Annotated in this window: 13 protein-coding genes; 4 read left to right on the forward strand and 9 right to left on the reverse strand. The window is 69.1% G+C overall.

Translation table 11 applies throughout. The features are described from left to right. Nucleotides 1-366: 366 nt before the first annotated feature. The 6 genes from ACZ6DL_RS16680 to sucB form a co-directional block, all read right to left on the reverse strand. On the reverse strand, nt 367-942 hold the full coding sequence (locus tag ACZ6DL_RS16680) for a transglycosylase SLT domain-containing protein (RefSeq protein ID WP_466051913.1): 576 nt from the start codon (nt 940-942) through the stop codon (nt 367-369). 749 nt (nt 943-1,691) lie between these two features. Beyond that, entirely contained in the window at nt 1,692-2,732 is a 1,041-nt protein-coding gene (gene lipA, locus ACZ6DL_RS16685) for a lipoyl synthase (RefSeq protein ID WP_466051915.1), read from the reverse strand. 10 nt (nt 2,733-2,742) lie between these two features. Next, nucleotides 2,743-3,495, reverse strand: coding sequence for a lipoyl(octanoyl) transferase LipB (lipB, locus tag ACZ6DL_RS16690; RefSeq protein WP_466051917.1), 753 nt, complete (start codon nt 3,493-3,495; stop codon nt 2,743-2,745). Between the two features lie 582 nt (nt 3,496-4,077). Continuing rightward, nucleotides 4,078-4,614, reverse strand: coding sequence for a GNAT family N-acetyltransferase (locus tag ACZ6DL_RS16695; RefSeq protein WP_466051919.1), 537 nt, complete (start codon nt 4,612-4,614; stop codon nt 4,078-4,080). Then, nucleotides 4,611-5,519, reverse strand: coding sequence for a TIGR01777 family oxidoreductase (locus ACZ6DL_RS16700; protein ID WP_466051921.1), 909 nt, complete (start codon nt 5,517-5,519; stop codon nt 4,611-4,613). Before ACZ6DL_RS16700 ends, ACZ6DL_RS16695 begins: the two co-directional genes overlap by 4 nt. A 19-nt stretch (nt 5,520-5,538) precedes the next feature. Then, entirely contained in the window at nt 5,539-7,314 is a 1,776-nt protein-coding gene (sucB, locus tag ACZ6DL_RS16705; protein WP_466051923.1) for a 2-oxoglutarate dehydrogenase, E2 component, dihydrolipoamide succinyltransferase, read from the reverse strand. Nucleotides 7,315-7,573: 259 nt separating this feature from the next. Between sucB and ACZ6DL_RS16710 the strand changes: the two genes are divergently transcribed. Further along, nucleotides 7,574-7,936 (forward strand): oxidoreductase, encoded by a 363-nt coding sequence (locus tag ACZ6DL_RS16710; protein ID WP_466051925.1) that lies wholly within the window; start codon nt 7,574-7,576, stop codon nt 7,934-7,936. Nucleotides 7,937-8,087: 151 nt separating this feature from the next. On the opposite strand, the gene ACZ6DL_RS16715 is transcribed toward ACZ6DL_RS16710, so the two are convergent. Beyond that, complete coding sequence (locus ACZ6DL_RS16715; protein WP_062975159.1) at nt 8,088-9,599, reverse strand: leucyl aminopeptidase; 1,512 nt, start codon at nt 9,597-9,599, stop codon at nt 8,088-8,090. A 9-nt stretch (nt 9,600-9,608) separates the two neighbouring features. Beyond that, the gene (locus ACZ6DL_RS16720) at nt 9,609-10,415 is read right to left on the reverse strand and encodes a TetR/AcrR family transcriptional regulator (RefSeq protein WP_466051927.1); all 807 of its coding nucleotides are present in this window, start codon (nt 10,413-10,415) and stop codon (nt 9,609-9,611) included. An 89-nt stretch (nt 10,416-10,504) separates the two neighbouring features. On the opposite strand from ACZ6DL_RS16720, the gene ACZ6DL_RS16725 reads away from it, so the two are divergent. From ACZ6DL_RS16725 to ACZ6DL_RS16735, 3 genes are all read left to right on the forward strand, one after another. Continuing rightward, nucleotides 10,505-11,107, forward strand: coding sequence for a GNAT family N-acetyltransferase (locus ACZ6DL_RS16725; protein WP_466051929.1), 603 nt, complete (start codon nt 10,505-10,507; stop codon nt 11,105-11,107). A gap of 43 nt (nt 11,108-11,150) precedes the next feature. Beyond that, nucleotides 11,151-12,251, forward strand: coding sequence for a glycine cleavage system aminomethyltransferase GcvT (gene gcvT / locus ACZ6DL_RS16730; RefSeq protein ID WP_466051931.1), 1,101 nt, complete (start codon nt 11,151-11,153; stop codon nt 12,249-12,251). A gap of 102 nt (nt 12,252-12,353) precedes the next feature. Further along, nucleotides 12,354-13,451: a branched-chain amino acid aminotransferase gene (locus ACZ6DL_RS16735; RefSeq protein ID WP_466051933.1), complete on the forward strand. Its 1,098-nt coding sequence runs from the start codon at nt 12,354-12,356 to the stop codon at nt 13,449-13,451. A gap of 1 nt (nt 13,452) precedes the next feature. Here the strand turns inward: ACZ6DL_RS16735 and ACZ6DL_RS16740 are convergent, their stop codons facing one another. Then, a complete protein-coding gene (locus ACZ6DL_RS16740; RefSeq protein ID WP_062975155.1) occupies nt 13,453-14,166 on the reverse strand; it encodes an MBL fold metallo-hydrolase in 714 nt (237 codons plus the stop codon). Nucleotides 14,167-14,278: the final 112 nt, after the last annotated feature.

Here is a 14,278-nt window from a genome sequence, read left to right on the forward strand (position 1 = left end):
GTTGTCACTGGCGGGGAGTGCCGGTGTGACCAGCATCGATGGGTGGTCACCAGCAGTGAACGACTTCGTTCGGCCACTCCGTCCGTGCCCGATGATGTTGTGCGACAGATGCATTGCATCGCGGTGGCGGCGAGCGCCCGGCTTGCAGCAGGGCGGTTTCGGCCGACTGTCGACAGCAGCGGTGTCCTCGGACGTTTTGTTCGCCCTGATCCTCGCGGCGGTGGTGCTGAATATCCTTGACCGAGCCGCTGAAGCGTCTGCCGCTGCGGCAGGGAAATGCTGGAGCAGCTCGGTGAAGCGCTGCCCGGAAACGGCGGCGCCTCCCCGTCGATGAGACGAGGAGGCGCTGTTCGATTCCGGCCGGGCTCAGTACGCTCCGTTGACGTTGTCCATCGAGCCGTAGCGGTGCGCGGCGTAGTTGCAGGCGGCGGTGATGTTGGCGACCGGGTCGTAGATATCGAAGGCGGTGCCATCGACGTGGTAGGCGTTGAAGGTCGGGTCGATCACCTGGAGTAGCCCCTTGGAGGGGGTGCCTTTGGCGGCGTTGGAGTCCGACAGGTTGATGGCCCGGGGGTTGCCGCCGGATTCGCGCATGATGTTGCGGTGGATGCCTTCGTAGCTACCCGGGATTCCGTGGACGCGCATGACGTCGAGGGACTGGCGAATCCAGCCGTCGAGGTTGTCCTCGTAAACCGGCGGCGGCGCGGGCAGGAAACCTTGGGGCGGCAGTCCGGGCAACGCGGGCAGTTCGGGCAGTGCGGGTAAGGCCAGGCCGTCGATGGGCGCGGCGGCGGCGACCGGCGCGACCGGGGCCGGAGCGCTGTCATCGGCCACCGCGACCCCGGCGGAGAAGCCCATGGCGATGACGCCGATGGTGGCCGCGAGAACGGCCCCCTTTCGAAGCGGCAGATGGCGGAAAGAAGAGAGGCGTGCGTCAGGCATCGAGAAATCAGTTCCTTGATCGTGCGGCGATCCGGCTCCAGAGGCAGAGCGGATCTACGGCGGGCACCAGGGCGGATCCGCCGTCTCGGCTCGTGTGCGATTTTCGGATTTCGTTGTGAAAGCCAGGGTGCGATTTCCTGGCGGCGCGACGCGGTGAACATCCCGGGCGGTGCCCGTCGGTGCCGCTGCCGTACCCGAAGAGAAACAAGCCGTAAGCTGTGGAGCTGGTTTCTCGGGTCTCTTCCGGACCTGATCTCAGCTTGATCACAGTCGGTGAACACACGGCAAACAAGCAGTTAATGTAAGAAATTGCCGATCTTGGAGTGGTCTGTACGGCCACAAATCGGTGGCCTTGACCAGCTATTTCTCCGATAAACGTGATTTGAGACACATTCTGAGGTTGTAGTAACGAGCGCGACTTTATCTCGATGCGATTACGCCGGACATCCGAATCGGGGAGCGGCAGGAGCGCGAGGCGTCGATATTCTGGCCTCGTTCGAGCGGCCTGGGATAAGGCTCCTCGCCGCTACGGAGGCGATGTCGTCGAAAGTAGCGTCCCCGTGAGGTGAGGGAATTCACTCCCGTGCTCGGACGAGATCCTCTGGTTCCCGATGCTTCGCCTTCACGCGCCACTCGGTGGAGTGCCCCCCGCCAGGGGAGCGTGATCAGCCCCGAAAACTCGGCGGCATGCATCGGCCCTCGCCGCCGACGATGCGGGCGAGGGCCGAATTCGTTCGGTAAGTGACTGACTAGCTGCCGAAGCGGGCCAGCACGGCGCCGGCTTCCTGGGAGGCGGTGCCTTCCTCGGCGAGGTGGGCCATTTCCGGGGCGATCTCGCGACCGTGGTGGGCCATCGCCTGGGCGTACAACCGACCCGCTCGGTAGGAGGAGCGGACCAGCGGACCGGCCATCACGCCTGCGAAGCCGATTTCCTCCGCCGTCTTGGAGTGCTCGACGAACTCCTCCGGCTTCACCCAGCGGTCGACCGGGTGGTGGCGGGGGGACGGGCGCAGGTACTGGGTGATGGTGAGGATGTCGCAGCCCGCCTCGTGCAGGTCGTGCATGGCCTGGGTGACTTCCTCGGGGGTTTCGCCCATGCCGAGGATGAGGTTGGACTTGGTGACCAGGCCTGCTTCGCGGGCGGCGGTCAGCACCGCGAGGGAGCGCTCGTAGCGGAAAGCCGGGCGGATGCGCTTGAAGATGCGGGGGACCGTTTCGAGGTTGTGCGCCAGCACTTCCGGGCGGGCGGAGAAGACCTCGGCGAGCTGGTCGGGGTCGGCGTTGAAGTCGGGGATCAGCAGTTCCACGCCCGTGTGCGGGTTCGAACGCTTGATGGCGCGGACGGTTTCGGCGTAGAGCCAGGCGCCGCCGTCTTCCAGGTCGTCGCGGGCGACGCCGGTGATGGTGGAGTAGCGCAGGCCCATGGCCTGGACGCTTTCGGCGACACGGCGGGGCTCGTCGCGATCGAGGGCGGCGGGCTTGCCGGTGTCGATCTGGCAGAAATCGCAGCGGCGGGTGCACTGTTCGCCGCCGATCAGGAAGGTGGCCTCGCGGTCTTCCCAGCACTCGAAGATGTTGGGGCAGCCCGCTTCCTCGCACACGGTGTGCAGGCCCTCGCGCTTCACCAAGCCTTTGAGTTCGGAGTACTCGGGGCCCATGGTGGCGCGGGTGCGGATCCACTTGGGTTTGCGCTCGATGGGGGTTTCCGCGTTGCGGGCTTCGATGCGCAAGAGCTTGCGGCCGTTGGGTGCGGCGGCGTTGTGTGGTGTCGGGGTGTCGACTGAGGTCACTCGATCGACCTTACGCCGTCGCGCTCGGGGACTGCGGGGTGGTGTCACCAGGAGTGACACGCGGAATATTGTGCACGGCGACCGGCAGGTCGCCGTCCAGCGCGCGGATGAGGGCGTCGGCTACCAGCGGCTTGATCTCGGTGACGGTCACTTCGCGATCGAGTTCGCGGGTCAGCGTGGTGACGCCCGCGTCGCGTATGCCGCACGGAACGATGGCCTGGAAACCGTCCATGGCGGCGTTGCAGTTGAGCGAGAGGCCGTGCAGGGCCACGCCGCGCTGCACACGCACACCGATCGCGGCGATCTTGCGTTCGGCGTACAGCTCGGTGGCGGGCAGCCAGACGCCGGAACGGCCCTCGACGCGGCCACAGACGAGGCCGAGCCCGGTGCAGACGGTGATCAACGCCTCCTCGAGGCGGCGCACGTAGTCGACGACGTCGACCGGCTCGGCAAGCCGCACGATGGGGTAGCCGACCAGTTGGCCGGGACCATGCCAGGTGATCTTGCCGCCGCGGTCGACCTGCACCACCGGGCTGCCGTCGATGGGCAGATCGTCGGCCTCGGTGCGGCGGCCCGCGGTGTACACCGACGGGTGCTCGAGCAGCAGCAGATGATCGGATCCGTTGCCCTCGGCGCGCTGCTCGGCGATGCTGCGCTGCAGCTCCCAGGCGGCGTGGTAGTCGATGAGTCCGAGATCCTCGACCACGATCGGGGTCGTATCGAATCGGGCGGACAGGGTGGTGCGCGTGTCTGTCACAGGCATGACGGTACGCCCACCGGGGCAGCCGATTCCAGCACCTCGATGTGGGAACCCCCACAGCCGAAGCGGATAGCCAGGGGTAGAACTGGAAGGTTGCGCGCCTATCGGCCGCCGCCCGGCCCTGCGTCCGGGTCTTGCTCCCGGATGTGCGGTACGGCGCGAGCGTGCGGGTTCCGCCGCGAAGGGCGCATGGCCCTCGATGGCGTCGATCGCGTCGGATTGCAGTAGGCCCCGCCGCTTCAAGTCGATGTCGAGGAGTGCCCGACTAGGTCGGTGTCCCTCGCACCTGCCTGCCGTCACGTGCTGAAATACACATCGCATCCGTATGAGCCCGGCGCCGTAGGACAAACGAGCAGCCGTTTCCGAGACCGCGCGGATTCTGGCGGCCGCGCTCGGCATTGCGGTGCCGCCAGCGCCTGCGAGAGATCAGCTTCGGGGAGGCGGCCGTCGAACGCGTGACTTACGCAGCGACAGTCTCCGCGTATCCCACTGCGGCCCCGCCTATCGCGCAGACCCGCGTTACTCCCGCCACCCGATGCGTCCGCGAGACGGAACGCGGTACGTGCAGGCGACCGGGGCAGTGCGTCAGTCGACGTCGATGGGAAGGGTGAGTTGCATGAGCGTCAAGTCCATCCAGCGGCCGAATTTGTGGCCCACCTCCGGCAGGACGCCGACGGTGCGGAAGCCGAAGCGTTCGTGCAGGAGGATCGAACCGGCATTGCCGGATTCGATGGCGGCGATCATGGCGTGCACCGTGCCCGCGCGACGAGCCCGTTCGATCAGCTCGGTGAGGAGGGCGGTGGCGATGCCGCGACGCTGGAAGCGGTCGTCGACGTACACGGAGTTCTCGACCGTGTGGCGGTAGCCGGATTTGGTACGCCACGGGCCGTAACTCGCGTAACCCGCCAGCGCGCCGTCGATCTCGGCGACCAGCACGGGCAGCCCCGCCCCGGCGCGGGCCTGGAACCAGCCGAGGCGCTCGTCCAGGCCGACCCGCTCGGTGTCCCAGATCGCGGTGGACGTGGCGATATTCGCGTTGTGGATGTCGAGGATCGCCGGAAGGTCATCGGTGGTCGCGTCGCGGATGGCCGTGGCGGGCCTGGTGTCGAGTCGGTCGGTCATCGAGCATCTCCGGGTCGCCCCACCGCGGCGGCCAGCGCGGCGCCGATGGTGGGATGGTGGAACTGGTAACCCGCTTCCTCGAGGGCGGTGGGGATGGCCCTCGGCCCGCGCAGGATCGCCTCCTGCGCCATCTCGCCGACCAGCGCATTCAGCGCGAATGCCGGGACGACGAGGGGAGTGGGGCGATGCAGCGCCCGGCCGAGCGCGCGGCTGAACTCGGCGTTGGTGACCGGTGCGGGGCCGACCACGTTGATGGGGCCGGAGACCGTGTCGTGGGTGAGCGCGAAGACGATCGCGCCGATCTCGTCGGCCATCGAAATCCACGGCGTGTACTGGCGGCCGTTGCCCAGCCGCCCGCCCAAGCCGAGCGCGTACAACGGATGCAGCACGCCGAGCACACCTCCGTTCGGGGACAGCACCGCGGCGCTGCGCAACAGCACCGTGCGCACATCGGCCGTGGCGGCGGGTTCGGTTGCCTTCTCCCAGTCCCGGCACAGGGCGGCCAGGAAACCCGAACCGGCGGGGGAGGTCTCGTCCACCACCCGGTCGCCGGTGTCGCCGCCGTAGTAATGCACGCCGCTGGCATTGAGCAGTACGGGCACGCCCGCGGCGACCACCGCACCGGCCAGGACGTCGGTGGGTGTGATGCGGCTGTCGCGCAGCTCCTGTTTGAAGCTGCCGGTCCAGCGGCGCCGCCCGACGCTCGCACCACAGAGGTTGACCACGGCGTCGGCGCCGCGAAGCGCCCGCTCGTCCAGCTGGGCACGAGCCGGGTGCCAGGCGAATTCGTCCGCGCCCGCCGCTTTTCTGCGCACCAACCGGGCGACCTCGTGCCCGTCGCGGCGCAGTGCCGCGACGAGCGCTGTCCCGATCAACCCGGACGAGCCGGCGATCACGACCTTCATAGGTGCCGCGGGACCTTCCTCACAGACCGAGATCGGCCTCGAACGCCGCTTCCTCGAGCCGGTGGCGAATCGTGGTCAGGAAGCGTCCGGCGTCGGCGCCGTCGATCAGGCGGTGGTCGTAGGTGAGCGGCAGGTAGCACATCGAGCGGACGCCGATGGACTCGTTGCCGGTCTCGTCGGTCACCACGACCGGGCGCTTGACGATCGCGCCCGTGCCCAGCATGGCCGCCTGCGGCGGCACCAGGATCGGGGTGTCGAACAGCGCGCCCTGGCTGCCGATGTTGGTGATGGTGAAGGTGCCACCGGCCAGCTCGTCGGGCTTCAGTCCGCCGGTGCGGGCGCGGTGGGCGATGTCGCCGATGGCGCGCGCCAGTCCGGCCAGCGACAGGTCGCTCGCGTTGTGGATCACCGGCGACAGCAGGCCCTGCTCGGTGTCGACCGCGATGCCCAGGTGCACCGAGGCGTGGTAGGTGATCTCCTTGCTGGACTCGTCGTAGCTGGCGTTGACGTTCGGGTGCACGCCGAGCGCCTCGACCACGGCCTTGGCGAAGAAGGGCAGGAACGTCAGGTTGACGCCCTCGCGGTCCTTGAACGCCGCCTTGGCCTGCTTGCGCAGCGTCGCGATCTTGGTGACGTCCGCCTCGTGCACCTGGGTCAGCTGCGCGGTGGTCTGCAGCGACTCGCGGGTCTTGGTCGCGGTGATCTGGCGGATGCGGTTGGCCTTCTGCACGGTGCCGCGCAGGTGGGCCAGTTCCGGGCTCGCCACCGCTGGCGCCTTCGCCGCGGCCGGAGCGGACGCGGCAGGTGCGGCGGCCGGAGCAGGGGCCTTCTTGGCCTCGGCGGCGGCGAGCACGTCCTGCTTGCGAATGCGGCCTCCGACACCGGAACCGGTGATCGCGGCGAGGTCGACCTTGTTCTCCTCGGCCAGCTTGCGGACCAGCGGAGTGACGTAAGGGGTTGCGCCGTTGGAGGATTCGGCAGCCGGAGCGGCGGCGGGCGCGGGGGCCGGAGCGGGCTTGGGCGCCGGAGCGGGGGCAGCTGCCGGAGCAGGCGCGGCGGCGGCCGGGGCCGGTTCCGGCTTCGGGGCCGGTGCGGGCTTGGGAGCAGGCGCGGGTTCGGGAGCCGGGGCGGGCGCGGGAGCCGGGGCGGCGGCCGCGGGGGAACCGCTGCCGATGACGCCGAGCTGTCCACCGACCGCGACGACGTCGTCTTCCTGGGCGGTGATCTCCAGCAGGGTGCCCGCGACGGGCGAGGGGATCTCGGTGTCGACCTTGTCGGTGGAGACCTCGAGCAGCGGCTCGTCGACGGCGACCTCGTCGCCGACCGACTTCAGCCAGCGGGTGACGGTGCCCTCGGTGACCGACTCGCCGAGTTCCGGCATCTTCACCGGCGTGCCGTCACCGGACGACGCGGGCGCGGTCTGGGCGGCGGGCGCGGACTCCTCGGCCGGAGCGGCCTCGGGCTCAGCCGCGGGCGCCTCCTCCGCGGGGACGGGAGTCTCCTGCGCGGGCGCGGCGGCTTCCGGAGCGGGGGCGGGAGCGGACGATTCCGCCTCACCGGCCTCACTGATGACGCCGAGCTCGCCGCCGACCTCGACCACGTCGTCTTCGTTCGCGACGATCTTCGACAGCACACCCGCCGCGGGGGACGGGATTTCGGTGTCGACCTTGTCGGTGGAGACTTCGAGCAGCGGCTCGTCGACCTCGACCGTGTCTCCTTCCTGCTTCAGCCACCTGGTCACCGTTCCCTCGGTGACGCTCTCACCAAGAGCGGGCATCTGGACGGAGAAGGCCATGTCCGTTGACTCCTCTGACTGCTCGACGGGGTTCTACAACAGTTGATCTCGCTGCGGACGCCCGCCGCGGGTCGCGCCGGGAGTCCGTAAGCCACCGATCATTGTGGTGGCGCCGGAGATCCGTGTGGTTCTTGTACCGCGGTCCATCCTTGCACTCGCGCGCAAGCCATGTAGCACAGGGCGGCGTACTGCGCGGAGCTGGCAGTATGGGAAGACCGGCGGTGAACATTCTCCGGTGCAGGAAAGGAGGTCGGCGTCGTTGGGTTTGCTGGATCGTTTCCGCGGCGGCGCGACCCGGGGTGGCGGCACTCTACGTGGGCGTTCGGTGGATGGGCGGGATGCTCGCTACCTAGCCGACTGGGTGCGCACGCACGTGGGCGTCGAAGGGTACATCGAACCGAAGACCACGGTGACAGATGTCACAGTTGTCCTTATTGCCGCGGATGGTGAATGGACGCGGCGGATCGTCGGCGAGCGCGGGGCGCAGCGGCTTGCCAAGGATTTGCACATCCCCGTCTACGACGTTCGCAAGACCGGATATCCGCAGCGGATGCGTGACTACGACGCTCGCAAGCGGGTGGAGCGTCGACGCGAACTGGAGCGGGATCTATACGACCTGTGAGCCGTCGGATTGTCCGTTCCGTCCGGTTTTCGATGGCGTGTGCGGGGGTCTGTTGACGACGCGCCCTTCCGAGCGGTCGGCCGCCTTCTGATCCGCCCAGGTCGCATGGAGCGCGTCGGCCGGGAGTCACCCCGGACGACGCGCTCGGCACTCACTCCGCGGCGATGTCCTGCAACACGGCGATCAGGGTGCGCACCGGCACGCCCGTCCCGCCCTTGCCGATGTAGCCGAACGGGCCGCCGGTGTTGTAGGCCGGACCGGCCACGTCGAGGTGGGCCCACTGCACGTCCTCCGGGACGAACTCCTTGAGGAACAGTCCGGCCGAGAGCATGCCGCCCCAGCGGTGCGGCGCGACATTGGCCAGGTCGGCGATCTTGGAGTTCAGGTCACCGCGCAATTCGGCGGGAAGCGGCATCGCCCAGCCGTTCTCCCCGACCTCGCGGGAGATGCGGGCCACCCGGTCGCGGAACTCGTCGGTGCCCATCACGCCGGGCGTGCGGGTGCCGAGCGCGACCATCTGCGCGCCGGTCAGGGTGGCCACGTCGATCAGGTACTCCGGCTCGTCCTCGCTCGCGCGCACGATCGCGTCGGCCAGGATCAACCGGCCCTCGGCATCGGTGTTGAGCACTTCGACGGTGGTGCCGCCGTACTGGGTGAGCACGTCGCCAGGGCGCTGCGCGGTGGCCGAGGGCATGTTCTCCGCCATCGGCACCGTGGCGGTGACCGTGATCGGCAGACTCAATCGCGCGGCCAGCAGCGTCGCGGCGATCACGGCGGCGGCGCCGGCCATGTCGGAGGTCATGTTCTCCATGTTCTGCGCGGGCTTGATGGAGATGCCGCCGGTGTCGAACGTGATGCCCTTACCGACCAGCGCCACCTTCTTCGGGCCGCCCGCGTAGGTGATCCGGATCAGGCGCGGCGGGCGCGAGGAACCCTTGCCCACCCCGAGGACGCCGCCGTAACCACCCGCTTCCAGCGCCTTCTCGTCGAGCACCTCCACGGTGAGGCCAGCGGCCTCGGCGAGTTCCTCCGCCCGCGCGGCGAACTCGGCCGGGAACAGGTGGCTGGGCGGGGTGTTCACGAAATCCCGTGCGGTGGCGACGGCCTCGGCGGTGAGTTGCGCGCGGAACAGGGCCTCTTCGCCGAATCCGGGCTCGGGCACCAGCAACTCGACGCGGGCCACGGGGCGCTCGTCCGGCTTGGGCGCGGACTTGTCCGAACGGAACGGCGTGAACGAGTAGGCGCCCAGGTAGAAGCCTTCCGCGGCGGCGCCGATGTCCAGTCCCGACAACGTGGTCGCCACCAGTTCGGTGCCGGACAGCGAGCGGGCGGCCACACCGGCCGAGCGGCGGATCTGCTCGGCGTCGAGTTTGTCGGCGGAGCCGAGGCCGACGGCGAGCACGCTGGTCACCCCGTCCAGTCCGGGCGGCGCCGGTATCCGGGTCAGTTCCTCGGCCTTGCCCTTCGCGCCGACCGCGCCCAGCTGATCGAGCAGTTCCGCGCGCACGTCGGCGGTGAGCACGTCGCCGAACAGGTCCTCGGGCACGATGGCGGGGCCGTCCTCCGAGGAGGTCAACCCGATGACGAGCACATCGGTGTCCGCGCCGATGGTCTCGGTGCGTGCCAGTTCCGGTCCGAGCGAGCGATCTGCAACAGCGGTCATGGGCACAGGCTATTCGGTCCGTTCCGGATATCGCACCGCGACGCCGTCGAGCAGGAGTTCGACGGCCTCGGTGAGCAGATCGTCGAAGTCCATCTCGAAGCTTGCGTCCGGGTCGGTGAAGAAACGGTGCAGGACGGGGCGGATCGCCGGGTCGAGCAAATCGGCGAGATCGTGGCGCGTCGCTTCGGTGTCGCGCGGATCGCCGCGCTCGGAATTCCCCAACAGCGCGAGTCCCTGGACCAGGCCCGAGAGCGCAAGGTAGATGGCGAAGCTCGTCTGCCGGGTCGGGCCGGAGTGATCGAGGGCGGCGAAGTTCCGTTCCAACACATCCAGCAGCGCCGGGCCCAGCGGCGGGCGCGTGCGCGCCAGTAGCGGCAGCATCCACGGATGCCTGCGGTAGAGGCGCCACTCCTGGTGCGCCTCGTGCCGCAACCGAGGGCGCCGGCCGGTGCATCCGGCACCCGGCGGCGGGATCTCGTCGAGTACCAACTCCGCCATGGCGGCCAGGAGGGTTTCCCGGTCGGGGAAGTGGCGGTAGAGGGTGGCGGTCGCGACGCCGAGCGCACTGGCCAGGCGGCGCATGGTGAGGCCGTCGATCCCGTCGCGGTCGGCCAGCTCCACCGCCACCAGGGCGATGCCGACCGCGGTGAGCCGTGCGGGGCGGCCGATGCGGCGCACCGGCAGCGCCGCCCGGCGGGCACGGTAGGCGCGGGCCTGGCAGGAGCGCGAGCAGTACGTGCGCCTGCGGCCCCTGGCGGGCTGGACGAGGTCGTCGCGGCAGATCGCGCAGGTCATCCGAGGTTGTCGTTTCGACACACGAACAAGTGTGACGAAACAGTGGGCAGATGGCCCTGACCTGCCTAGATTTGCGCACGAATACGGTGTTCACATCGGAAGGGAACGCAATGGAGATCACCGCGCGCCAGGCGACCGGGCGGGACCGTGACGCCCTGATCGAGGCATTCGGCGCGGCCGCCGCGGACGAGGTGGTGACGACGTGGGTCCTCGAGGATCAGCCCGATGGCGCATTCCGCACCGCGTTCGTGCCGGGCTTGGTCGATCGGGCACTGCGGGACGACGAGATCTGGGTCGCGGGCGCGGCGGGGGAGATCTGGTCGGTCTCGATCTGGCAGCAGGTCACCTCGGTCGAACGCTTCGCCGCGGAAGCCGCCGAGGCGCGGGCCATGGCCGAACAGGCGCCCGGTGTGCGCGCGTTGCGACGCGCGGCGATCGTCACCGACCTGCTCGCCCGCGAGCATCCCCGCGAATTCCCGCACCGGTACCTGCAGGTGATCGTCACCAGACCGGAGCATCGCGGCAAAGGGGCCGGTGCGGCGATCCTCGCCGACCGGCTGAAGGAATCGGTCGTCCCGGTGTTTCTCGAAGCGAGCACCGAACGATCCGCTCGGCTCTACGGCCGGTGCGGGTTCGCCCCCACCGGAACGACGCACACGCTGCCGGAGAACGGTCCGACCCTGATCCCGATGTGGTTCGGTCACGGGGCGTGAGCGGGGCGAGGACCTGGGCCTCGGTCCCGGATAAGCTCGGCTGGTGACCGAGACGAGCCTCCTGCAAGGACCCATCCACGCCGTGCACGTCGAGCTGGGCGCGACCTTCGCGCCGTTCGGGGGCTGGGAGATGCCGGTGTCGTACGCGGGCACCGTGACCGAGCACCAGGCGGTTCGCACGACGGTGGGGCTGTTCGACGTCAGTCATCTCGGCAAGGCGACGGTGCGCGGTCCGGGCGCCGCGGCGTTCGTGAACACGGCGCTGACCAACGATCTCGGCCGGATCCGCGCGGGTAAGGCGCAGTACACGCTGTGCTGCGCCCCGGACGGGGGAGTGATCGACGACCTGATCGCCTACTACGTCGCCGACGACGAGATCTTCCTGGTGCCGAATGCCGCCAACACGGCGGCGGTGGTCGCCGAACTGCGCAAGGCGGCGCCCGAAGGCGTCACGGTCATCGACGAGCACCGCGACTTCGCCGTGTTCGCCGTGCAAGGGCCGCGCTCCACCGAGGTGCTGAGCGCGCTCGGTCTGCCCACCGACCTCGAGTACATGGCCTACGCCGACGCCGACTGGGACGGCCGCCCCGTCCGCGTCTGCCGCACCGGCTACACCGGCGAGCACGGCTACGAGTTGCTGCCGCGCTGGGACGACGCCGAGCCGCTGTTCCGCGCCTTGGCCGAGCGGGTGCGCGCGGCCGAAGGCCAGGTGGCCGGACTCGGCGCCCGCGACACCCTGCGCACCGAGATGGGCTACCCCTTGCACGGGCACGAACTCTCGCCGGACATCTCGCCGGTGCAGGCGCGCTGCGGCTGGGCGGTCGGCTGGACGAAACCGGAGTTCTGGGGGAAAACCGCTCTGGAACAGGAGAAGTCGGACGGTCCGCGCCGAATCCTGCTCGGCCTGCGGGCGCTCGACCGCGGTGTGCTCCGGCAAGGGCAAACCGTGCTGCGCGACGGCGAACCGGTCGGCGAAACCACGTCCGGCACCTTCTCGCCCACCCTCAAGGTGGGCATCGCGCTGGCTCTGCTGGACACCTCGGCCGACGTCGAACCCGGCACCGAGGTCGAGGTCGACGTGCGCGGCCGCCGCCTGCGCTGCGAGACCGTCCGCCCGCCGTTCGTCCGGACCAACACCAAGTGACCGCCCTGCGCCCCGACGCGGGCATCGGCTGAGATCGGCGCGGCGCGGGAGGGTGCGGACCATGGCGAAATGGCGCGGATCGGGCCGGATAGGATCGTCGGCATGACCGCTGCCGCACAGTTCACCCGTGTTCCGCATCCCGCGCCACTCGCAGCGCAGCGGCGACAAGAGGTACTGGCGCAGCCGGGGTTCGGGCGCCACTTCACCGATCACATGGTCTCGATCGACTACGCGGGCGGCACGTGGACGAACGCGCGGGTTGAGCCGTACGGACCGCTGGCGCTGGATCCCGCGACCATGGTGTTCCACTACGGCCAGGCCATCTTCGAGGGACTCAAGGCCTACCGGCAGGGTGACGGCAGCGTCTCCTGTTTCCGCATCGATGCCAACGCCGCGCGTTTCCGCCGGTCGGCTCGCCGGATGGCGATGGCCGAGCTGCCGGACGAGCTGTTCATCGAGTCGGTCCGGCAACTGCTGGAGGTGGACCGGGACTGGGTCCCCGCGGCGGGCGGCGAGGAATCGCTGTACCTGCGGCCGTTCATGTTCGCCACCGAGGCCGGGCTCGGGGTGAAGCCCGCCGCGGCGTACAAGTACCTGCTGCTCGGCTCCCCGGCGGGGGCGTACTTCCCCCGTGGCGTGAAGCCGGTGCGGGTCTGGCTGTCCACCGAATACGTGCGCGCCGCGCCGGGCGGCACCGGCGAGGCGAAGGTCGCGGGCAACTACGCGGCGTCGCTGCTCGCGCAGGCCGAGGCGTCGGCCAAGGGATGCGACCAGGTGGTGTGGCTGGACGCGTGTGAGCGCCGCTATGTCGAGGAAATGGGCACCAACAACCTGTTCTTCGTCTTCGGTTCCGGCTCCGAGGCGCGGCTGGTCACGCCGGAACTGTCCGGCTCCTTGTTGCCGGGCATCACCCGTGACTCGCTGCTCACCCTCGCCGCCGATTCCGGCTTCCCGGTCGAGGAGCGCAAGATCTCGGTCGAGGAATGGCGCAAGGGCGCCGAATCCGGTGAGATCACCGAGGTTTTCGCGTGCGGCACCGCCGCGGTGATCACCCCGGTCGGCTGGGTCCGTTCCGATGACGGCGAATTCACCGTCGGCGGCGGAGAGCCCGGCGTGGTCACCATGGCCCTGCGCGACACCCTCACCGGCATCCAGCGCGGCACCTTCGCCGACAAGCACGGGTGGATGCGGCCGATGTGACTCAGCCCGGCATCAGCATGTGCCACTGCTCCAGCGTCTGCGGACGCATGACGTAATTTTTGTCCCGGACAGTGGACAGTGCGGCGTTGGGTTCCTGCGAATACCAGTGGCCCGGGTAGACGACCGGATCGCCGGCGAGTCCGGCCAGGTAGCGCAGGCTGCGGAACATTTCGTCCGAATCGCCGCCCGGGAAATCGGTTCGGCCACAGCCGTCGACGAACAAGGTGTCGCCGGCGATCAGGCGATTGTCGAACAGGAAGCATTGACTGCCCGGTGTGTGGCCGGGCGTGTGTAGTAACTCGATCTCGAAGGTCCCGACGCCGACCTTGTCGCCGTGCTCGTGGCCGGTCAGCTCGCTCTCGGCGATCCCGGTGACGTTGGCTACCCACGGCAGCTCTTTGGCGTTGACATGCACTGGGACGCTTGTCTTTTCGAGGAGCTCACGCACTCCGCGCAGGGTGAAGCCGAGCATCGTGCCACCCACGTGATCAGGGTGATGGTGGGTGGCGAGCACGCCACTCAAGCGCAGGCCGTCTCCCTCGGCGATATCCACCAGATCACCCGCCGCGTAGGCCGGATCGATCACCACGCACTCGCCCGTTTCCCGATCGCCGATCAAATACGCGAAGTTGCGCATCTGCGTCGCGATCGGATCGCCCACGGCGTAGTCGCGTCCCGACAACAGCTGGCGAAAATACAGGCGCTCAGAAGACATACCGCCCACCTTATTGCCCGACCCAGACGATCCGCGCGGCACGGCCGGAAAAATTCCAGTGACCCAGACTCCCGCCCGCGTTCGAACTGGACCAATGTTCAAATCGCCATGC

The organism is Nocardia sp. NPDC041819 (genome assembly GCF_055590505.1).

Coding starts and splice junctions, on each gene's coding strand:
- ACZ6DL_RS16680 (WP_466051913.1), bottom strand. CDS start 942: ATGCCTGACGCACGCCTCTCTTCTTTCCGCCATCTGCCGCTTCGAAAG.
- lipB (WP_466051917.1), bottom strand. CDS start 3,495: ATGCCTGTGACAGACACGCGCACCACCCTGTCCGCCCGATTCGATACG.
- ACZ6DL_RS16695 (WP_466051919.1), bottom strand. CDS start 4,614: ATGACCGACCGACTCGACACCAGGCCCGCCACGGCCATCCGCGACGCG.
- ACZ6DL_RS16700 (WP_466051921.1), bottom strand. CDS start 5,519: ATGAAGGTCGTGATCGCCGGCTCGTCCGGGTTGATCGGGACAGCGCTC.
- sucB (WP_466051923.1), bottom strand. CDS start 7,314: ATGGCCTTCTCCGTCCAGATGCCCGCTCTTGGTGAGAGCGTCACCGAG.
- ACZ6DL_RS16715 (WP_062975159.1), bottom strand. CDS start 9,599: ATGACCGCTGTTGCAGATCGCTCGCTCGGACCGGAACTGGCACGCACC.
- ACZ6DL_RS16725 (WP_466051929.1), top strand. CDS start 10,505: ATGGAGATCACCGCGCGCCAGGCGACCGGGCGGGACCGTGACGCCCTG.
- ACZ6DL_RS16735 (WP_466051933.1), top strand. CDS start 12,354: ATGACCGCTGCCGCACAGTTCACCCGTGTTCCGCATCCCGCGCCACTC.
- ACZ6DL_RS16740 (WP_062975155.1), bottom strand. CDS start 14,166: ATGTCTTCTGAGCGCCTGTATTTTCGCCAGCTGTTGTCGGGACGCGAC.